Origin of the sequence: Winogradskyella eximia, assembly GCF_003386165.1 — a bacterium.
GTDB lineage: Bacteria > Bacteroidota > Bacteroidia > Flavobacteriales > Flavobacteriaceae > Winogradskyella > Winogradskyella eximia.
In genome coordinates, this window is record NZ_QRDV01000008.1 from 238,642 (window position 1) to 258,329 (window position 19,688).

Annotated in this window: 22 protein-coding genes and 1 tRNA gene; 11 read left to right on the forward strand and 12 right to left on the reverse strand. The window is 31.7% G+C overall.

The features are described 5' to 3' along the window. Nucleotides 1-99: 99 nt before the first annotated feature. Genes DFQ10_RS15940 through DFQ10_RS15950 form a run of 3 tightly spaced genes read right to left on the reverse strand, consistent with a single transcriptional unit; the run spans nt 100 to nt 2,282 of the window. A complete protein-coding gene (locus tag DFQ10_RS15940; protein ID WP_115818432.1) occupies nt 100-1,257 on the reverse strand; it encodes a hypothetical protein in 1,158 nt (385 codons plus the stop codon). After that, nucleotides 1,241-1,753: a hypothetical protein gene (locus DFQ10_RS15945; protein ID WP_115818433.1), complete on the reverse strand. Its 513-nt coding sequence runs from the start codon at nt 1,751-1,753 to the stop codon at nt 1,241-1,243. Before DFQ10_RS15945 ends, DFQ10_RS15940 begins: the two co-directional genes overlap by 17 nt. Then, the gene (locus DFQ10_RS15950; RefSeq protein ID WP_115818434.1) at nt 1,737-2,282 is read right to left on the reverse strand and encodes an RNA polymerase sigma factor; all 546 of its coding nucleotides are present in this window, start codon (nt 2,280-2,282) and stop codon (nt 1,737-1,739) included. The genes DFQ10_RS15945 and DFQ10_RS15950 overlap by 17 nt, the downstream gene beginning before the upstream one ends. 129 nt (nt 2,283-2,411) lie before the next feature. Here DFQ10_RS15950 and DFQ10_RS15955 point away from each other — a divergent pair, with 129 nt between their 5' ends. From DFQ10_RS15955 to DFQ10_RS15965, 3 genes are all read left to right on the forward strand, one after another. Continuing rightward, entirely contained in the window at nt 2,412-3,728 is a 1,317-nt protein-coding gene (locus DFQ10_RS15955; RefSeq protein WP_115818435.1) for a hypothetical protein, read from the forward strand. Nucleotides 3,729-3,811: 83 nt separating this feature from the next. Next, nucleotides 3,812-4,789: a hypothetical protein gene (locus tag DFQ10_RS15960; RefSeq protein ID WP_115818467.1), complete on the forward strand. Its 978-nt coding sequence runs from the start codon at nt 3,812-3,814 to the stop codon at nt 4,787-4,789. Beyond that, nucleotides 4,782-5,135, forward strand: a complete 354-nt coding sequence (locus DFQ10_RS15965) for a DoxX family protein (protein ID WP_245940748.1) — start codon at nt 4,782-4,784, stop codon at nt 5,133-5,135. The genes DFQ10_RS15960 and DFQ10_RS15965 overlap by 8 nt, the downstream gene beginning before the upstream one ends. 3 nt (nt 5,136-5,138) lie before the next feature. Here DFQ10_RS15965 and DFQ10_RS15970 read toward each other — a convergent pair whose 3' ends face one another. Continuing rightward, complete coding sequence (locus DFQ10_RS15970; RefSeq protein WP_115818436.1) at nt 5,139-5,819, reverse strand: M15 family metallopeptidase; 681 nt, start codon at nt 5,817-5,819, stop codon at nt 5,139-5,141. Nucleotides 5,820-6,356: 537 nt separating this feature from the next. Here DFQ10_RS15970 and DFQ10_RS15975 point away from each other — a divergent pair. From DFQ10_RS15975 to DFQ10_RS16010, 8 genes are all read left to right on the forward strand, one after another. Further along, nucleotides 6,357-7,283 (forward strand): alpha/beta hydrolase family protein, encoded by a 927-nt coding sequence (locus DFQ10_RS15975; protein WP_115818468.1) that lies wholly within the window; start codon nt 6,357-6,359, stop codon nt 7,281-7,283. Between the two features lie 355 nt (nt 7,284-7,638). Next, a complete protein-coding gene (locus DFQ10_RS15980) occupies nt 7,639-8,499 on the forward strand; it encodes an SPFH domain-containing protein (RefSeq protein ID WP_115818437.1) in 861 nt (286 codons plus the stop codon). A gap of 1 nt (nt 8,500) precedes the next feature. Continuing rightward, nucleotides 8,501-8,689 carry a hypothetical protein gene (locus tag DFQ10_RS15985; protein ID WP_115818438.1) on the forward strand — a complete coding sequence of 63 codons (189 nt, stop codon included), beginning with the start codon at nt 8,501-8,503 and terminating at the stop codon, nt 8,687-8,689. After that, the gene (locus tag DFQ10_RS15990) at nt 8,686-8,844 is read left to right on the forward strand and encodes a DUF4177 domain-containing protein (protein WP_115818439.1); all 159 of its coding nucleotides are present in this window, start codon (nt 8,686-8,688) and stop codon (nt 8,842-8,844) included. Before DFQ10_RS15985 ends, DFQ10_RS15990 begins: the two co-directional genes overlap by 4 nt. Continuing rightward, the gene (locus tag DFQ10_RS18635) at nt 8,844-9,353 is read left to right on the forward strand and encodes a hypothetical protein (protein ID WP_181897660.1); all 510 of its coding nucleotides are present in this window, start codon (nt 8,844-8,846) and stop codon (nt 9,351-9,353) included. Before DFQ10_RS15990 ends, DFQ10_RS18635 begins: the two co-directional genes overlap by 1 nt. Continuing rightward, nucleotides 9,346-9,525, forward strand: a complete 180-nt coding sequence (locus tag DFQ10_RS16000; protein WP_115818440.1) for an Arc family DNA binding domain-containing protein — start codon at nt 9,346-9,348, stop codon at nt 9,523-9,525. The genes DFQ10_RS18635 and DFQ10_RS16000 overlap by 8 nt, the downstream gene beginning before the upstream one ends. A gap of 64 nt (nt 9,526-9,589) precedes the next feature. Then, nucleotides 9,590-10,900 (forward strand): DUF819 family protein, encoded by a 1,311-nt coding sequence (locus DFQ10_RS16005; RefSeq protein WP_115818441.1) that lies wholly within the window; start codon nt 9,590-9,592, stop codon nt 10,898-10,900. A gap of 51 nt (nt 10,901-10,951) precedes the next feature. Further along, nucleotides 10,952-11,659 carry a DUF4369 domain-containing protein gene (locus tag DFQ10_RS16010; RefSeq protein ID WP_115818442.1) on the forward strand — a complete coding sequence of 236 codons (708 nt, stop codon included), beginning with the start codon at nt 10,952-10,954 and terminating at the stop codon, nt 11,657-11,659. An 87-nt stretch (nt 11,660-11,746) separates the two neighbouring features. Here DFQ10_RS16010 and DFQ10_RS16015 read toward each other — a convergent pair. The 8 genes from DFQ10_RS16015 to DFQ10_RS16050 all read right to left on the reverse strand — a co-directional run. Next, nucleotides 11,747-11,820: transfer RNA gene (locus DFQ10_RS16015), tRNA-Thr, on the reverse strand. A 70-nt stretch (nt 11,821-11,890) separates the two neighbouring features. After that, nucleotides 11,891-12,160, reverse strand: coding sequence for a hypothetical protein (locus DFQ10_RS16020; protein WP_115818443.1), 270 nt, complete (start codon nt 12,158-12,160; stop codon nt 11,891-11,893). 83 nt (nt 12,161-12,243) lie between these two features. Continuing rightward, nucleotides 12,244-13,215, reverse strand: coding sequence for a type I phosphomannose isomerase catalytic subunit (locus DFQ10_RS16025; protein ID WP_115818444.1), 972 nt, complete (start codon nt 13,213-13,215; stop codon nt 12,244-12,246). Between the two features lie 4 nt (nt 13,216-13,219). Then, the gene (locus DFQ10_RS16030) at nt 13,220-13,630 is read right to left on the reverse strand and encodes a 6-pyruvoyl trahydropterin synthase family protein (protein WP_115818445.1); all 411 of its coding nucleotides are present in this window, start codon (nt 13,628-13,630) and stop codon (nt 13,220-13,222) included. Beyond that, nucleotides 13,630-14,154, reverse strand: a complete 525-nt coding sequence (idi, locus tag DFQ10_RS16035; protein ID WP_115818446.1) for an isopentenyl-diphosphate Delta-isomerase — start codon at nt 14,152-14,154, stop codon at nt 13,630-13,632. The genes DFQ10_RS16030 and idi overlap by 1 nt, the downstream gene beginning before the upstream one ends. Nucleotides 14,155-14,259: 105 nt before the next feature. Beyond that, entirely contained in the window at nt 14,260-16,245 is a 1,986-nt protein-coding gene (locus DFQ10_RS16040; protein WP_115818447.1) for an OmpA family protein, read from the reverse strand. A gap of 10 nt (nt 16,246-16,255) precedes the next feature. After that, nucleotides 16,256-17,182, reverse strand: a complete 927-nt coding sequence (locus DFQ10_RS16045) for a PorP/SprF family type IX secretion system membrane protein (RefSeq protein ID WP_115818448.1) — start codon at nt 17,180-17,182, stop codon at nt 16,256-16,258. Between the two features lie 28 nt (nt 17,183-17,210). Beyond that, the coding region (locus DFQ10_RS16050; protein WP_115818449.1) for a DUF7507 domain-containing protein at nt 17,211-19,688 on the reverse strand (2,478 nt) is incomplete at its 5' end.

Below are 19,688 nucleotides of genomic sequence, written 5' to 3' on the forward strand. Positions count from 1 at the left end.
ATAGCTGTTGGCTGTTGGCTGTTGGCTGTTGGCTGTTGGCAAAAAAATAAAAAGCACTTAGTGAACTTAAGTGCTTTTTGTTTTTTTTAAATCTTAATTTTACTCGCCTAAGTCAATAAAGTCGCTACCAAATCTAATAATACCATGCGCTGTATTAATCTGAATTTTATTTGGATTTGACTCCTCTCCTATTACCATCATTTTTGAAAGCTCATTTTTACGGCTTGGAGGAATTTCTGTAATTATATTTCCATAATAATGGACAGTATCATTTCCATACGTTTCTATATAATAATCCATATTCTCTGGATAGAAAAGGTTGATTTCAGAATATTCCGTATCCATTTGAAAACTTTTAAAATCTTGTGAGAAATTATGAAGCCAAAATTTCCCGTTAAAATCTACTATTTTTACATGCTGTCCTATTTCTCCAATCTTTGTTGTTGAGAATTCACCATCAATAGTCAAATTCCGCACCTCAGCTATTTGAACTTCATCTACATGATTAAATTTATAAGCTCCACCATTTAAAGTATTGCTTCTAAAACTACCATTAACAATATCAAGATTATTTAAGGGATTCTGTATGCTTTGGAATTTCAAACTCGTATTTCTTGCATTTACATTTAGTTGACTTTCTAAATCGAGTTTAAATGTCATGTTAGAATTTACAGCCATAAGTCTTAAATTTAAATGAGAAGGTATTTTTATTGTGAATTTAGTTCTTAAGATTTTTACGTTTTTAGAATTTATTTTTCTTTTTTCTCCTTTATCATCAACCTCTCTTAAATTCTTTAAATACTCTTTTAAACTTTTCCCTCTAGAGCTACTATTAATATCTAAAAAATATTGCTTTGATTTTCTAAACTGTCTTGTTGTTGGTTCTTTAAAATTAATATAATCACCTTCAAAGGTAATTCCATAAAGTGTTTCAAAAGAATAAGTGACATCACTAGATATATTACTCCCCTTACTTTTAAACTCTAATTTATCATTTACAATTTGTGATTCGGGCTCAACTGCTTCTAAAATTTTATCAATTTCTTTATTTGAATAGTTTTCAAATTCAATCGTATAATCAAAATAGACTTTATTGTCCTCAGATGCTTCGATAACTACATAAGTTCCTTCTAAATCTAAAACTAAGTTTTTTAGGTTTGTAGCATCAAAGCTTTCTTTGTAAATGTCTTTAATTTGAGATTGAACTTGCAATGATGTGATGAGCATCAATGCAAAAATTTTAAATGGTGTTTTCATGGTGTTCGTTTTTTTGATTTAATATTTTGATGTGTTTCTGAATGTCTTTTAGAATTTGAAGTCGCGTTTGAAGATTAGCAACTAATGCTTCAATGATTAAAATGTTATTAGAATCTGATTTAAACTGCATTGAAATATCTTGATAATCTAAATCTAACTCCTTCAGCTTTTTTCTAAAGCGTTCTACTAAAATGTCGTCGTTTGCAATAGCAATAAAACTTTGCCACTCTTCTTCAATACTTGCCATATACTGAGCTTCAACAGCTTCTACTTGTGCTATAATTGGAGACACCTTTACCGCTTTTGGTTGATTGTAATACACACTAAAACCAATCGTTAACGCAATTAATAATACTGCTACAATTTTTAACCAAGAAAATGATGGTTCTTTCTTAGACTGCTTTCTTAGCTTTTCTAAAAATTCAGTGCTATGATCTTCTGGAAGCGTTTTCAATTCGTCTTCCTCTTTAAATAGGTTTCTAATATCTTGCTTCATTATACTTTTGTTTTAATAGGTCTTGTAATTTTAATTTGCCACGTCTTAAATGTGTGCGTGAAGTTTTTACAGGAATCTCCAAGATGTCTGAAATCTCTTCGTGGTCATAGCCCTCTAATAGATAAAGCTTTACTACAACTCTATGTTTTTCACTTATCTGCTCAATGGCAAATAAAATCTCTTGCTTCGTAATGGAGATATCAAAGTGCCAATCGTCTTCATTTGAAATCTGTAATTCTGACACCTCAACTGCTGCAAACTCTAATTTATTTTTCTTTAAAATATCTAAACACTGGTTAATGATAATACGTTTTAACCAAGCTCCAAAAGTGGCTTCTGGTTTATAAGCTTCAATATGTCTAAATGCTTTTAGAAAGCCTTCTTGCATTGCATCTTTTGCATCTTCTTCACTTAGATATCGACAAGCAACGGTATACATAGCTCGACTATACTTATCATAAACTTGCATTTGAGCAACCTGATTTCCTTTTTTGCAAAGTTCTATAAGCTGATGATCTAATTTCTGCATTGGGTTGGTTAGCGGTTTCTATTCTTAAAAACGACGGAAAAAGTAAAAGGTTTCAAAATATGATAAAAAAGATTGGTTTTAATTGAATATGTCTAATTTTAACCTGAATTTCAATCCACCCAATAAAAGATGAGTGAAGATTACAATAAACCTGCGTTTAAAAAATTATTAGATCGATTACAAGAAGAAAGCTGGCAATTAGAATTACTAATATCTGGTTTTGCAATTTTTGGGTTATTCTCAGCATATCCTGCTTTAGAGATAAAAATGGCTTATCATCAAGCACAAAGCGATAATAATCTTTTTTTTATGTTGATTTTGCTCGTTGCGCTTTCTGCCTGTTCCATATTAATTTTTAACTTACTTCTACATGTGCTTTTAAGAGGCCTATGGATTGGTGCTTTAGGTTTGCGTTATGTTTCTGGCGACATTGATTATGATACCTTAAATTACAGTACACGATTCCACAATTATTTAAAAAATAAAGTTGGCTCTTTTGATAAATACATTGCGAGATTAGAGAATTACTGTAGCATCATTTTTGCCATTACATTTTTACTTATTTTTTATGTGATCTCTCTGGTTCTAATCGTTGGTGTAATTGCTGTAATAATTACAGTATTTTTAAATGATCATTCATATAAGGATGTTTCAACATATTTTGGCATCGCCCTTTTAATATTTGTAGTTGTTGGTATGTTACTTACTTTTATAGACTTTATTACACTAGGTTTTTTAAAAAAGAAAAAATGGATTAGTAAAGCGTATTTTCCCTTTTACTGGTGTTTTAGCATTATTACACTTTCTTTTTTATACCGACCACTGATCTATAATTTTCTTGATAACAAATTTGGAAAACGCTTAAGTTTATTTTTAGTTCCTGTCTATGTTTCATTGATATGGATGACTTCTTTATACTACAATCAGTCGAACTATTTTAATTTTATTGAATCTTCAGGAAATCATGTAGCGAATTCAATGAATTATGAAGACATGCTTGTTAATGATTCTGACTTTATAAGTAGTATTGCTATTAATAGTAAAGTTATAAGTGATCCATTCATTAAAGTATTTATTGTTTTTGATAAATTTATAGAAGATGAAATTTATCTATTTAATCCGAGTTTAAAACCTGAAGAAGACACTAGAGGCATTACATCAGAAATAAGTTCCATAAATGTAGGCTCCATTGATAGCAAATTAAAAAGAGACTACTTAGACACATTTAATTCGCTTTATTCCGTTGAAATAGATTCTACAGTATATAAAACCAATTTTGTACTTGGTAAAACCATAAAAAAACAAAATGGGTTTGAAACTTATATTGGTATAAAGAACCTAGATGAAGGTAAACATATGATACATGTAAAACGAAAAGAAATAAAAGAATCGGATACCATATCAAAAATTGAAGCTTCTATACCATTTTGGTATTATCCAAATTAGTAAACAACAAAAAAAAACGCCTCATATTGAGGCGTTTTTTTATGCGTATAAATAATGTATCTTTAAAATCTATAAGCTTAACCATGCAGAAATTTTTATTTATTCTATTATGTATTGGGCAAATTACTTTGGCTCAAACAACAATAAAAGACAGTATTACATCTTACCCTGTAAGTTACGCAACCATTTCTTTTGGCAATGGCAACGGACTTTTTGCAGATGATGAAGGGCATTTTGTTTTTACAAAAAAATTATATCCAGATATAGATTCACTTTTTATATCCGCTTTAGGGTTTAAAGATTTAAATATAGCGACTAAAAACTTGCCTGCTCAATTGTTAATGCAACCACAAGCCCAACAATTAGATGCCGTAATTATTGCTAATAAAATAGACCGAAAATTTAAAGAAGAAAAGCTAAAACCATCTTTAGATGATGACTATTACAACTGCTGGCTTCCAACAATTGAATCGGAGATTGCGGTTTATTTCTCTAAAACTACAACCAAGGATCAGAAATTAACTAGCGTATTATTCCCTATTGCCTTAGAATCTAAAGATTGGAATAAACGTGAACGCAAGAATAGTGAAAAGAAGAAATTTTCTACATTGTTTAAGGTGAAATTCTATCAGAATAATGATGGATTACCTGGCAAAGTATTAACCTATGAAACTATTGTCTTTAGAGCAACTGAAAAAGATGGTGATGCGCATGTATTAAATGTAGATGACTTTGATATTTACATTCCAGAAAACGGTTTCTTCGTTTCTCTACAAGTATTAGGCTACACTAACAAAGCGGGCAAACTATTACCAAATAAAAAATACAAAGAACTTGTTTCTAAAAATGGTAGCGTGGTTAAAATACCAACCAACTTCAGACCCTTATTGCCTTTTACTGATGAAGTAGAAAACAAAAACACCTACATAAAACGTGTGTTTATTAATGGAAATAATTGGGTGAAATTTGAAAAAGGAAATGGGTTACAGTCAAGCTTACTAAAAAGAGACTTGTATAATTATGGTATTGGCATAACCTATAAAACTTTTAAAGGTGAATGAACCTTTAGGTCTTTACGCCATGGCTGCTTTATACATTATTGCAGGTATAATGCATTTTATTAAGCCAAAAATGTATATGCGTATTATGCCAACTTATCTACCAAATCATAGAGCTTTAGTGTATCTGAGTGGTATTGTAGAAGTTCTTTTAGGTCTTGGATTATGCATCCCTCAATTAAGAGTGATCTCAATTTGTGGCATTATTACTATGCTTTCTGTCTTTTTACTCGTTCATTTTTATATGCTCTCTGGAGAAAAAGCGTCTGTCGGAATACCGAAATGGATATTAATTTTACGTATACCACTTCAGTTTATTTTAATGTATTGGGCTTGGTTTTATTTGTGATATTTACTCTACATCAAAATCAAAATAAGTCTTAGGAAATGGCTCCCAACGTAATGTAAAATGCCACCATTCTTTTGGGTAATTTCTAAAATTATGTTTTAACATTACAGTTTGCAATAACTGTCTATTTTTCTTTTGTTGTTCCGTTAAATCATCATGAGCAACCCAAGAAGATTCACCAAAAAAATCGTAAGGACTACCCATATCTAAAGGCTCTCCAGTTTCACCATCTGTTATAGTCAAATCTATGGTGCTTCCTCTACTGTGACCAGAACGCGACGCTATATAACCAGCCTTAAACAAATTTCGTTTGTTCACTTCAGGATAAAATTGCTGTTTATTAATAGTGTCATTTAAATCTTTTGCCCAACGCATAAAATGATTTACAGCAGGTTGTGGTCTGTAACCATCATAAACTTTTAAACATAGGTTTTGAGATTGTAATTCGTTTTGAACCAATTTTAGCTTTTCTGCTGTTTCTTTAGTTAATATTAAGCGATTAGCTTTATAGCCATCAATGGTATCACCAACAAAATTGTTTTGAGAAAAATAACGTAATTCCACATCCAAATCCGGAATTACAGATTTGACATACACAAAACCATCAGGTAAAGTATGTTTTTGTTGAAATCCCAACGTAAGAAAGAGAAAGCTTCCTATATATAAGAGTGTTTTATAATTCATATCAAACACTAAATTACAGAAAAAATAGAATTACAACTGGTTTTATAAAAAGAATCAAATTAATAAACCCCTTAAAACACAAAAAATAGTGAAATAAAATTACTTATAGTTTAAAATAAAGCGAATGGTAGAAGTTATAAAAACAAAAAACCGAGATCCCTCAATCTCGGTTTTCGTTTATTTGCTTTTATATGCTGGTAGATTTAGGGTCTCTAATTAAACACAACATAAGGCAAATATTAATTAATTAATCCATTGAACTAAAAACTAAATTTTAGTACGAGTCAAATATATAATTCAATTTTAATTACAACGCTAAAAAACACATTTAATCGATTAAATACATTAAATTTTAACATTTAAAGATGAAATTATGCATTTCACCGATAAAATACACGATCAAACAATTTAAAATACCTTAAACAAAAATCATAAATGAGCATAAATTTCGTTTAAAAATGGAGAATCAATACTATATAAATTAACTTTATGCTTTTCTACTGTAAAATTGTATTAAACGGATTAAAACCATTAAAAATGAAATCACTTGTAATTTTCGCTTTATGCCTAATTAGCTCATTAAGTTATAGCCAAGAAACATCCTATACAGAAGAAGAATTATCCATAACCCAATGGATAGATGGCACGTTACTTACACCAATTGAAGGTAAAAAACCAAATTTAGCTATTATAATTGCAGGCTCTGGTCCTACTAATAGAAATGGAAATCAAAATTTCCTTAAAAATAATTCCCTAAAAAAATTAGCTGTAGGTCTTACAGAAAATGGAATAGCCACTTTTAGATATGATAAACGTATTGTAAAACAAATACTGCAAAATAAGGTAGATAAAAATATTATGTTCGATGATTTTGTGAAGGATGCATCAGATATTATCTCCTTTTTTAAAGCAAAAGACAGTTATAGTAAAATATATGTAATTGGTCATAGCCAAGGTAGCTTAATTGGCATGCTATCTGCTAAAGATACTGCTGACGGTTTTATTTCACTTGCAGGTGCAGGTAATAATATAGGTGATGTACTAATAGAACAGGTTACCAAAATGGCGCCAATGCTAGGCGAAGAAACTGAGCGTGTTGTAAAGATTTTAAAGACAGGTGAATCCACAACAGATTATCCTGCTGCATTAGGCTCATTATTTGGTCCAGATATTCAAGATTTTATGATTAATTGGATGACCTATTACCCAACTGAAATTATAAAAGAATTAAATATGCCTGTTCTTATTGTTAATGGAACAAAAGATCTTCAGGTTTCAGTTAAAGAAGCCGAAGTATTAAAAGAAGCCAACCCAACATCTGAATTGGTAATTATTGAAAACATGAATCATGTCCTTTTTGAAATTGAAGGAGATGATTTAGAAAATTCAAAATCCTATAATGAATCATTTAGACCAGTCTCACCGCAACTTATTAAAATAGTTACTGATTTTATAAAGTCTTAATGTTATCTCACCATTGAATTTAAGAATAAAAAAAAGCATCTCAAAAACGAGATGCTTTTTTAACTTAACTCACTCATAAAATGAAAAGCATCCCAACCACGAGATGCTTTTTCTAACTAACCAACCAATGTAATGTTACTACTTTGTAGTGCTGCTATCTAGTGATATCAGTTGTAATAATCATTACAATTAGTATTATGCAAACCCTGTGCCAAACTTTATTTTTTTAATTCTTTTAGTACAACTGTAACAAAAAACATTTTTTGTGTACTTATAAAATAAGTTATATCTTTATGATATCATTTTAATATCATATTGATTAATTATAAACATTAACCAATTAAACTTTTAAATCATGAAAGAAGAAAAAATCATTGTCCCAGCAAATGGCTACTTAATGTTATTTTTATTTATACTACTTTTCTTTGGTAGTATTGCACTTATTCCTTTAACAGAAACAGGTTGGTCTGTGTTTGGTATTGTAATAGCACTAGTTTTAGCCTTCGGGTTTTTAATGGTACAACCTAATGGTTCAAGAGTTTTGCTTTTATTTGGAAAATACGTTGGCACAGTTAAAAAGAATGGCTTCTATTGGGTAAATCCTTTTTACACTAAAAAGAAAATATCGTTAAGAGCTAGTAATTTTGATAGTGAACGCCTAAAGGTGAATGACAAACTAGGTAACCCAATTATGATAAGCACCATATTGGTTTGGCGTGTACAAAATACTTACAAAGCTGCTTTTGATGTTGATAATTACGAGAATTTTGTACGTGTACAAACCGATGCAGCTGTACGTAAATTAGCAAGTATGTATCCTTATGATAATTTTGCAGATGAAGGCCATGTTGAAGATATAACACTTCGATCTAGTGTTAATGAAGTTAGTGAAGCTTTAGAAAAAGAAATTGATGAACGTTTATCTATTGCTGGCATAGAAGTTTTAGAAGCACGAATTGGCTACTTAGCTTATGCGCAAGAAATCGCCAATGCCATGTTAAAACGTCAGCAAGCCACAGCTATTGTTGCTGCAAGACATAAGATTGTAGAAGGTGCCGTTAGCATGGTAGAAATGGCCATTGAACAACTCAGCAAAAAAAATGTTGTAGATTTAGATGAAGAACGCAAAGCGGCAATGGTGAGTAATCTAATGGTAGTGCTTTGTGGTGATAAAGATGCTTCACCTGTTTTAAATACAGGGACTCTAAATCATTAAAATGAATCAAAAACAAATTTCAAGCATTTCTATAGCAACCGCTATTGGCAGTAGCATAGGAACTACAATCGGAGCCATAACAAACACCATAGCAACAAGTTTGATATACGGCTCAATTATAGGGACTTTAATAGGTGTTATTTTAGCTTTAGTAATTTTTAAAACAGATAGTAAAAAAGATAGGTTATGAAGGAATATAAAGTAATCATCCCTAAATTAGGTTTTAGAAACCGGGTTCAAAATTTTGAAGATTTACTCAATCAACACGCACGCGAAGGATGGACTGTAAATCAAATTGCTGTGAATTGGGCAACTGTAGTTTTTGAACGCGATAAAAACAGATAATGAGAATTTTTAAAGAAGAACAACGTTTTAATCAAATATGGTTAATTGTACTTATGTTGGTAAGTACAATTGTTCCTATTGGTATTTATGTAAAAGAATACATTGAAAATCCTAAAAACTTTACAAGCTTAGAATTAATAGGTTTAATTTTTCTAATTTTCTTTGCTTCTGGATTTATATTTTTCTTTAAACTAACAACACGTATTGATGAAAAAGGCATTCATTATAAATTTTTCCCTTTTCATTTAAGCTTCAAAGTCATAAAATGGAATGAACTCAACAATGCCTATATAAGAACATATGATCCACTTGGTGAATATGGTGGTTGGGGACTAAAAGGTGGTATACTTTGGAATAAATCTAAAGGAAAAGCGATAAACGTTTCTGGAGATGTTGGCATTCAGTTGGTCTTAAAAAACGGCAAAAAACTTTTAATAGGAACACAAAAACAAGAAGAAGCAAAAAACATTTTAGCCACTTATAAAACAAAAATTATTGCTAATGTCTAAAAAGAAAGCCTTTGCACTACGAATAAATGAAGATATGCTGAAAGCCGTTGAAAAATGGGCTTCGGATGAATTCCGCAGTACCAATGGCCAGATAGAATGGATGCTTATGCAATATCTTAAAGAACACAATAGGCAACCCAAACCAAAGGATAAACCTTTAGATAAAAAGTGATCGGAAACGGTCACTTTTTTAGTTTTTAATTTTTGTATTTTGCAAGTTCTAAAGAAACTAAACTATGGATAATACTCCTATTTTCACTGATGATACTATTGTATTTGGACTCTTAATGTTAGCCTTAGGTTTTGTGTTTATTACAGAATCCATTAAAACTGGCTTTTGGTCAAAGTTCTACAAAATAGTTCCAGGTCTGTTTATGGCTTATATGGTTCCTGCTTTATTAACCACAACAGGATTAATTTCACCAGAATGGACCACAGTTTCAGAATCTGGAGTTGTTACAGAACATAGCTCTAACTTATATTACGTTTCTAGTCGTTATCTATTACCTGCAGCATTGGTCTTAATGACTTTAAGCATTGACATTAAAGCCGTTTTTAATTTAGGATGGAAAGCCTTAGTAATGTTCTTTACTGGTACTTTAGGAATCGTTATTGGTGGCCCAATTGCCATCTTATTAATTTCTACTTTTTCACCAGAAACAGTTGGAGGTGTTGGTCCAGATGCAGTTTGGAGAGGCCTTTCTACTTTAGCTGGTAGTTGGATAGGTGGTGGTGCCAACCAAACAGCTATGTTAGAAATTTATGGCTATAACCAAGCAAAATATGGCGGAATGGTATTTGTAGATATTGTTGTCGCAAATATTTGGATGGCTATTATACTTATTGGTATCGGCAAAAGAAATAGAATTAATAAATGGTTAAAAGCAGATACATCCTCTATTGAAGAACTTAAAGAAAAAATGTCAACCTTTTCTGAAAAAGTAAAACGTAACCCATCACTTACAGATATCATGATTATTTGTGCTATCGCTTTTGGAACAGTAAGTATTGCTCATTTAAGCGCAAACTTTTTAGCACCATTATTTGAAGGTATTGTAGCAGATATAGAATCACCAACGACACGAAATATTTTTACATTCTTAGGTTCTAAATTCTTTTGGATGATTAGTGTAGCAACGATTATCGCTATACTATTATCTAATACAAAAGCTAAAAATTATGAAGGTGCTGGAGCCAGTAAATTTGGAAGTGTCTTTATCTATATACTAGTAGCAAGTATAGGAATGAAAATGGATTTAATGATGATTTTTGATAACCTTGGTCTTATCGTTATTGGAGTGGTATGGATGACCATACATGCTCTGTTATTAATTTTTGTAGCTAAACTCATTAAAGCACCTTATTTCTTTTTAGCCGTTGGAAGTCAAGCCAATGTTGGTGGAGCTGCTTCTGCACCTATTGTTGCATCTGCCTTTCATCCATCATTAGCAACAGTTGGAGTTTTACTAGCCGTGTTTGGTTATGCCGTTGGTACAATTGCCGCCATTGGCTGTACAATTTTAATGGAATTAGCCGCTGTTAGTTAGTATTTTTAAAACTATTATAAGATATTTGCGCACCTAATTATTTAGCAACTCATGACAAAATTAAACAAAGCATTAAGTCTTATTATTTTATTATCAATTGCCGTTTCTTGTGGCAAAAACAACGATTCCAACTTTACCTTAAAAGGTAAAGTTAAAGGCTTAAAAAAAGGAGTAGTTTATCTTCAAAAGGATGGTGATTCTAGTATTGTAAATTTAGACTCTATGGCTATTACGGGTCAATCAGAATTTAGTTTACATACCAATTTAGAAGAACCTATTCTTCTCTATTTAAAATTATTTAAAAATGATGGAGAAGAACATTACATTCCATTTTTTGCTGATAAAGGTATAACAGAAATTAATACAACATTAAAAAATTTCAATTTTGATTCAGAGATTAAAGGCTCTAAACAACAAGCGTTATTAGATGAATATTTAGAAATCATGTCGCAATACAACAATAAGAGTCTAGATGTTATTGAAGAACGTTATTTAGCTCAAAGAGATAATGATAGTATTGCTGTTGACTCTTTAGGTAAAATTTCAGATCAACTTATAAAACGTAAATATGCTTATACTATTCAGTTTGCTATAAATAACAAAAACAGTGAAGTGGCACCATATTTGGCCATGTATGAAGCGCGATATGCAAATACAGTATATATTGATTCTATTTATAATAGTCTAACTGCTGAAATTAAGGAGTCTTTTTATGGTAAACAATTAGGTGAAGTTGTTGCTAATAGAAATAAGAATTAAAAGACAGATTAGTGTTATTGAATTAATTTTCAGAATAATAAAATAAAAAAACCAATCATTGATATGATTGGATTTTTATTTTTTAAGAGCCGATGGAGGGACTCGAACCCACGACCTGCTGATTACAAATCAGCTGCTCTAGCCAGCTGAGCTACATCGGCAAAAAAGAAGCTTACCAATTTTGGTAAGCAGCTGCAAATTTAAAATAGATTTTTAAATATGCAAATCAATTTATTTTAATTTGTTGATTTTTTCAATAAGACCTCTACCTTTTGATTCAAGATCACTGTTAATAGCTTTAAAGTGCGCTTTCTTATTCTCTGCACTTCTATCATTAACACGAGTAATTAACTCATCAAACGTTGTAATAGCTTCATCAATAATAGCTTCACTCTCTTTTGTTGGTTTTTCAGCATTAGCTAATTCCCAAACGTAAACCGCTTCAATGATATCTCCTAAAACGTAGTTAATATCCTTTTTTAATTCTCTTTTATTTGACATGATAATTATGTTTTTAATAACCGCAAAAGTACTAAATCCTTTTAGTTATTTAACGCTGTCTTATTGACTTTTTATTTCTAGCTCTAAACATAGACCTCTAGAAGCCTTCCGTAATCAGATTTTAGTCTAAAATCTTTAATATTCGCCGGAATCAAAATAGTCTCACCTTTAGAAATCATTGTATTCGAACCATTCGTTAAAATTTCAACATTTCCATCTACACACATATAAATTATAAATGAATCATATGTATTCTCTTTTTGAATTTCAGAATTAATTTCAATGAAATTTGTAGTAAAAAAAGGACAACTTACTATTTTGTTAGATGCATTCTTATGTTTTTTGTAGTCAATTTTAAAATCATTTACCATTTTAAAATCAAAAGCATCAATAGCGATATCGTTGTGTAATTCGCGCGTATTACCGTGAACATCCACTCTATCCCAATCATAAACACGATAAGTTATATCACTTGTTTGCTGAATTTCTGCTAATAATACACCTGCACCAATTGCATGTACTCTACCTGCTTCTATAAAATAAGTATCTCCTTCCTTTACCTTATCAAAATTTAAAATTTCTGTAAGTGTATTGTTCTTTAAATGCTTTAAATAGGTTTCTTTATCTACGTCGCCATTAAACCCTACAATTAAATTAGCGTCCTTGTCTGCTTGCATTACATACCACATCTCAGTTTTACCAAAAGAATTGTGTCGTTTTTTAGCCAACTCGTCGTTAGGGTGCAACTGAATGCTTAAATCTTCTTTGGCATCAATAAATTTTATGAGTAATGGAAATTCATTTCCAAAACGTTTCCAATTTTTTTCACCTAATAATTTAAATGTATACTTATTAACCAAATCTTGTAAAGAATTACCTTTTAAGTCTCCATTAACAACAACAGAAACATCATTTGGCACTGTACTTATCTCCCAACTTTCACCAACATTTTTGGAATGAGCAGGTTTATTGAAATGTTCTTCTAACTTCTCACCACCCCAAATTTTTTCTTTCAGAATAGGTTGAAACACTAATGGATATAGGGAATTTTTCATAGAATTAATCTCCAGAATAAGTTACAAAGTTTCTCGGAGTTTCGTAAAGTGTAATTTTGAGCTGAAATTTTGGATCTAACTTTGGTTTAATTTTATTGTAGATAACAACAGCAATATTCTCTGCGGTAGGATTTAGATCTTTAAATTCAGGAACTTCTACATTTAAATTCTTATGATCAAAGGCATCTTCGACTTCAGATTTAATAATGTCTTTTAATATTTTTACGTCAATAACATAACCTGTTTCAGGGTCAATTTCACCAGTAACACTAGCAATTAACTCATAATTATGACCATGAAAGTTAGGATTGTTACACAGTCCGAAAACGGCATCATTCTTCTCAAAACTCCAGTCTTTTCTGTAAAGTCTATGTGCAGCATTAAAATGAGCTTTTCTATGTACGGTAACTTTCATTACTTATTAACGTTTATAAATTCGTAAAATTTTTCAAAAATTATCTTAAACCATGCTGTATATAACTGAGGATTATTGGAAATATCTGATTTTACATCGTCTAAGTTCATCCACTTCCAATCAGCCACTTCTTCTTCATTTATTTTAGGAACATCGTTATAATAACCAACCATAATATGATCGTACTCGTGTTCTGTTAATCCATTATCAAAAGGAGCTTTATAAATAAATGCTATCTTTTCAATCAAATCCGTAACAAAACCCATTTCTTCTTGTAAACGTCGCTTACCAGCTTGTAAATTAGTTTCACCATCGCGTTGATGACTACAACATGTATTGGTCCACAATTTTGGAGAATGATATTTATGTGCTGCACGTTGTTGCAACATTAGTTCGTTACTATCATTAAAAATAAATACCGAAAATGCACGATGCAATAGTGCTTTCTCGTGCGCTTCCATTTTAGGCATTAAACCTATTTGGTTATCGTTTTCATCAACTAGGATGACGTGTTCTTCTGTCATTTTGCTAAATTAATACCTTATCCTTAAATAAAAGTGAATGAATTCATAAAAAAATAGCCGTTTAAAAATCAAACGGCTATTTAAGGTTATATGTAATGTTTGTGATTACTCTTTATCTTCATCACAAGTTTTACCATTTATGCTAGTAATAATAAATTCACTACGTCTATTTAATTGATGCTCTTCTTCTGAACAACTTGATTCATTAGACGGTTCACAACCACAATCGTTTACCAATCTTGATTCTCCGTATCCTTTAGCAGTCAAACGTTCTGCTGCGACACCTTTATTAATTAAGTACTTACGAGTAGACTGTGCTCTTCTTTCGGAAAGCTTTTCGTTGTAAGATGCTGTACCTCTACAGTCTGTATGACTACGAATATCAATATGCATTGTTGGATATTTTGTTAAGACAGCCAATACTTTTTGTAATTCTATTTCAGCGTCATATCTAATTTGAGATTTATCAAAGTCGAAATATATAATAGGAATATCTAATACTTTCGCTAAATCATCACAAGGCTCTATTTGCTGCTCATCTTGCTCTATTAATAGTTCAACTTTAAGTTCTTGCTTTTTATTAGGTGTTGTAATACGTATTTCGTCTGATGTATACTTATCCTTTATTACTCTAATTAAGTATTCTTTTTTAGGTTCTACATCGAATTTAAAATAACCGTCTTCACCTACTGTAACTCGTTCGATCTCATTACCGTCTTTATCGAAAAGAATAACGGTTGAATCTGGCATTAGTTCCAAGCTGTTTTTATCTTGAACAACACCTTCTACCTCTAATTTTAATTCTGTAATATCAAAAGTATAGATATCATCGCTTCCTTTTCCTCCTTCTCTATTAGAACTAAAATAAACTCTTTTAGTCACCAAATTTTCATAATATCCAAAATCGTCCCATTCACTATTAACAGGTTTACCTATATTCTCAATAGGGAAATTTCGGCTTGAACCAGCTTTTACTTTTTGATCTAATTCTTTAGAAACAAAAACATCTAAACCTCCTAAACCAGGAAAGCCTGTAGAAGAATAATATAAATCGCCATTAGTATTAACAAACGGGAATGACTCTTGACCTTCTGTGTTAATTGAACTTCCTAAGTTTTCTGGCTCACCTAAAGTTCCATCATCATTTACATCTACTACAAAAATATCTGATTGACCAAACGTACCTGGCATATCTGAAGCAAAGTAAAGTTTTGTACCTGTTAAGTTAAGCGCTGGGTGTGCTACACTATAATCTATGCTATTAAAGTGAATTTTATGTAAATCGTCCCAAACGCCATCTTCATTTAAAGTTGCTCTATATAATTGTAATCTGTTAATTCCTGTTTCATCTTCTTTATATCTCGCCTTAAAATAATTATTTCTAGTAAAGAACATATATTTTCCATTTGGTGAAAATACAGCACTAGATTCATGAAATTTTGTATTTACCTTTTCACCTATACTTTTAACGTCACCGAAAGTTACACTATCTATTTTTTCAGCCGAAAACAAATCTAAATAAGGCTCTTCATTCCATCTGTATTTACGCCCTCCACTTCTGGCTGAAGCAAAGACAATTCCATTTTCATATTCTGTAGTACCAAAATCAGATAATTCAGTGTTAATATCTAAATTAACGATTTCTATATCTTCTCTACTTAATTCATCAATGGCAGACTTATAATCTACTTTAGATAAAAAAGCTTTCCCTCTTAAATCATTAGGCTTTAAGGCATTGAATTTCTCCATCCATTTATCAGAATTCTCGTAGTCCTTAATCCCCTTAAGTGCCAATGCATATCTAAAATAGTATTCTGGATCAATAACTTCATTAAGTTCCATTAATTCACCATACCACTTTGCAGCTTCTTCCATTTTATTCTGAAAGTAAAATGAATTAGCTAATTTTTGAAATAAATCTACCGATTTATAGCCTTTGTTAGCGACTTCTAATAAAACCTCACTTGTTTTTACATAAGCAAAATTCCTATAGTCATTTTTTACACTTTGAATTTTTCCGTTCTGAGCAAATGCATTTACAGAAAATACAAGTACGATTGTTAATAATATATATTTCGATAGTGTTTTCATAATTCTAGTTTTAGAAGAAACGAGGTGATAATATTCTACCTAATCTTTTAACTTCAAATCTTAATGTTAATTCGTGTGAGCCATTATTATAATTACTTAAACCAGTTGTTGTCATATCATAACTATAGCCAACAAACATACCAGGTGTTATTTGAAAACCAGCCAAAGCACTAACAGAATCATCCCATCTCCAGGCCAAACCTAAGGTTACTTTCTTCTGAAACCAAAAATTAGCAGACACATCTGCAATTATTGGTGCCCCAGAAACTCCTTTAAGTAAAAATGCAGGTTTTACTTCTGTTGTTTCACTAATATTAAATACATAACCACCAATTAGATAAAAGTGCATACGTTCCGTAGCAACAGATTCTTCATAGTCATCATAATGTTTGGTTTCAATAAAATTGGGCACTGCCAAACCTAAATACCATTTTCTAGTATGCATATATAAACCTGCTCCTACCATTGGTGAAATTAAATTCAAATCATTTTCAAAGGCTGGATCTGTATCTCTAAAACGACCTTTACTCCAATCGGTATCTAACATATGAAATCCTCCTTTTGCTCCGAAAGACAATTTTAAATCATCCGCATTTAAAGGTATAGTATAAGAAAAATTAGCATCCACAAATGATTCACTTGCTGGTCCTAAAGCATCATTTACAATATTTAGCCCCAAGCCTATGCGCTCGTTACGCAATGGACTATGAATGCTTAAAGATTGTGTTTGTGGTGCTCCGTTAATACCAACCCACTGAGATCTATGTAGACCAACAACACTCAAAGTCTCTCTCTGACCAGCATAAGCTGGATTGACACTTAGTGTATTAAACATGTAGTGCGTGTATTGAGGATCTTGTTGTGCAAAACTAATAGTACTAATTAGTATAAATACTAAAACTATTAATCCTTTTATTAGTGATGATTTATGTATCATTTTAATATATTTTATAATTCAGTATCTATTAGTTATTTCTATTTATGTATAACCATCCTACTAATGGGTCTGATCCATCTCCTAAGTCTAAAACATAATAATAGGTTCCAACCGGTAAATTATCAGATTGATTAATAACTGCTCTTCCATTAGATGTGCCATTCCAATTGTTTAAATATCCTTTGGTACTGTAAACAATATTTCCCCATCTGTTATAAACTTCTAATTTATTGTTAGGATATTGTTCTATACAGTCAATCATAAAGGTTTCATTAACACCATCACCATCTGGAGAGAACTCGTTATAAATTGTTAAACAAATAGGATCTACTCTAGCATCGTCTTCGTTATTACTTGTATCAATATCAGTTCCTCCAACTGAACTATCAATATATGCTGTATTCAAATAATCACCAAACCCTAAAACTTCAACCGTGATTTCAAGAATTTCTACTTGATCTGGGTTTAATTGAGTTATTATCCATTCGCCATTTAATTCTGTGTATGTTCCTGCCGTTGTTAGTGCAGAAATAAATAGATAACCACTTGGAATTTGTTCATCAATCACGATATTTGTTGCAGTAACATTACCAATATTTGCCACCTCAATAGTAAATGTAACCTGATCACCAATAACTGGATTAAGTTCATCTACAACTTTAGTTATTTCTAAATCATAAATTGAAGTCACATAAACTATTGTTGGATCATCTGGATTTCCATCACCATTATCATCTACATCTTCGTTATCATTTGGATCATCACTGATATCAGTAACATCATCTGACGTATCATTAGGATCTCCATTAAGTTTTTCACTACTAACAGAAGCAGAATTTACAACAAAACCTAAATCTATATCAGTTTGAGTAATTATATATGTCGCTGAATAAGTTATATTATCTGAGTCCCCTGGAATAAGCAGTGAAATTGGACCTCCTGTTAAGTTTAAACCTGGAAGGTCATCTTGCACAACAATATCTGTTAATGTTAAATTACCAATATTCTCTACATCAAAAACATATGTAATAACATCATCAATTCCACCGACAATACCGTCACCATTTGTATCTTCTAAAGGCAATATTGTTTTAATTAAACTAATTCTAGGATCTTGATCAATAGTTGTTACTGTTGCATCATCATCAATGTTGCCATCTGAATCATCTCCATCATCACTTGCATCATCTACTGTAGTATCATTAGGGCTATCTGCACTGGCTATAACACTATTACTAAAGCCTCCTGCATCTATAACATCTTGCTCTATAACATAAGTTGCTAAGTATGTTGCTGTCTCTCCAACTAATAACGATCCTTCTGAGCTGCCTTGGTCTGCACTATCAAATGTTGGACCTGTTAATAAAGTTAGCACATTACCATCAGTGTCTATAAATGTATCTATAATAGTAACATTATCTAATGTTACATTTCCTGTGTTAACTACTGTGATGGTATATGTCATCTCATCACCTAGACTCGCTCCTACTGGTGCTATATCATTTGTGATTGCTACTGTTTTTACAGTCTCTATACTTGGTGCTTCATCTATGGTTGTCTCAGTGACATCATCTTCCGTGTTACCATCAGCATCATCCCCATCATCACTTGTGTCATTAACGGTAGTGTCATCTGGACTGTTTCCACTCGCTATAACACTATTACTAAAGCCTCCTGCATCTATAGCATCTTGCTCTATAACATAAGTTGCGGTATAGGTTGCTGTCTCACCAACTAATAAATCTCCAGCTGCACTACCTGCATCGGCACTTACAAATGTTGGTGCTGTTAATAATGTCAATGCATCACCATTGGCATCTAAGAACGTATCTGCTAGTGCGACTCCATCTAGAGTTACATTGCCTGTGTTTTCTACAGTTATAGTATAGGTCATGGTATCTCCTAAACTTACACCTGTTGGTAAAACATCGTTCGTAATCGCTACTGTCTTAACGGCTTCGATACTTGGTGTTTCTGTTATGGTGGTTTCTGTTGGATCGTCTGTCGTGTTACCATCAGCATCATCTCCATCATCACTAACATCACTAACATCATCTGTACCACTTGGACTGTCTCCTGTTGCTGTAACTGTATTACTCACTCCTCCTGCATCAATATCCTCTTGGTCTAAAACATACGTGGCTGTATACGTTAAGCTACCTCCAACTAATAAACTCGCGGCACTACTACCTGAACTTGATCCTGTTAACGTTGGATTACTTAATAAGCTCAACACATTACCGTCTAAGTCCGTAAGGGTATCTGATAATGTAATATCACTTACCGTTACATTGCCTGTGTTATTTACAACTATAGTATAAGTAATCAAATCATTGACCCCTAATCCTGTTGGCGCATTGTCTGTTATTACTGCTGTCTTAACTACAGTTAACGCTGCTGTTGGTGTTACGGTCGTTACTGTTGGGTCATTCGTTGGATCCGTATCCGCATCTGGACCGTCTACCAATTCATCTCCATCATCACTAACATCACTAACATCATCTGT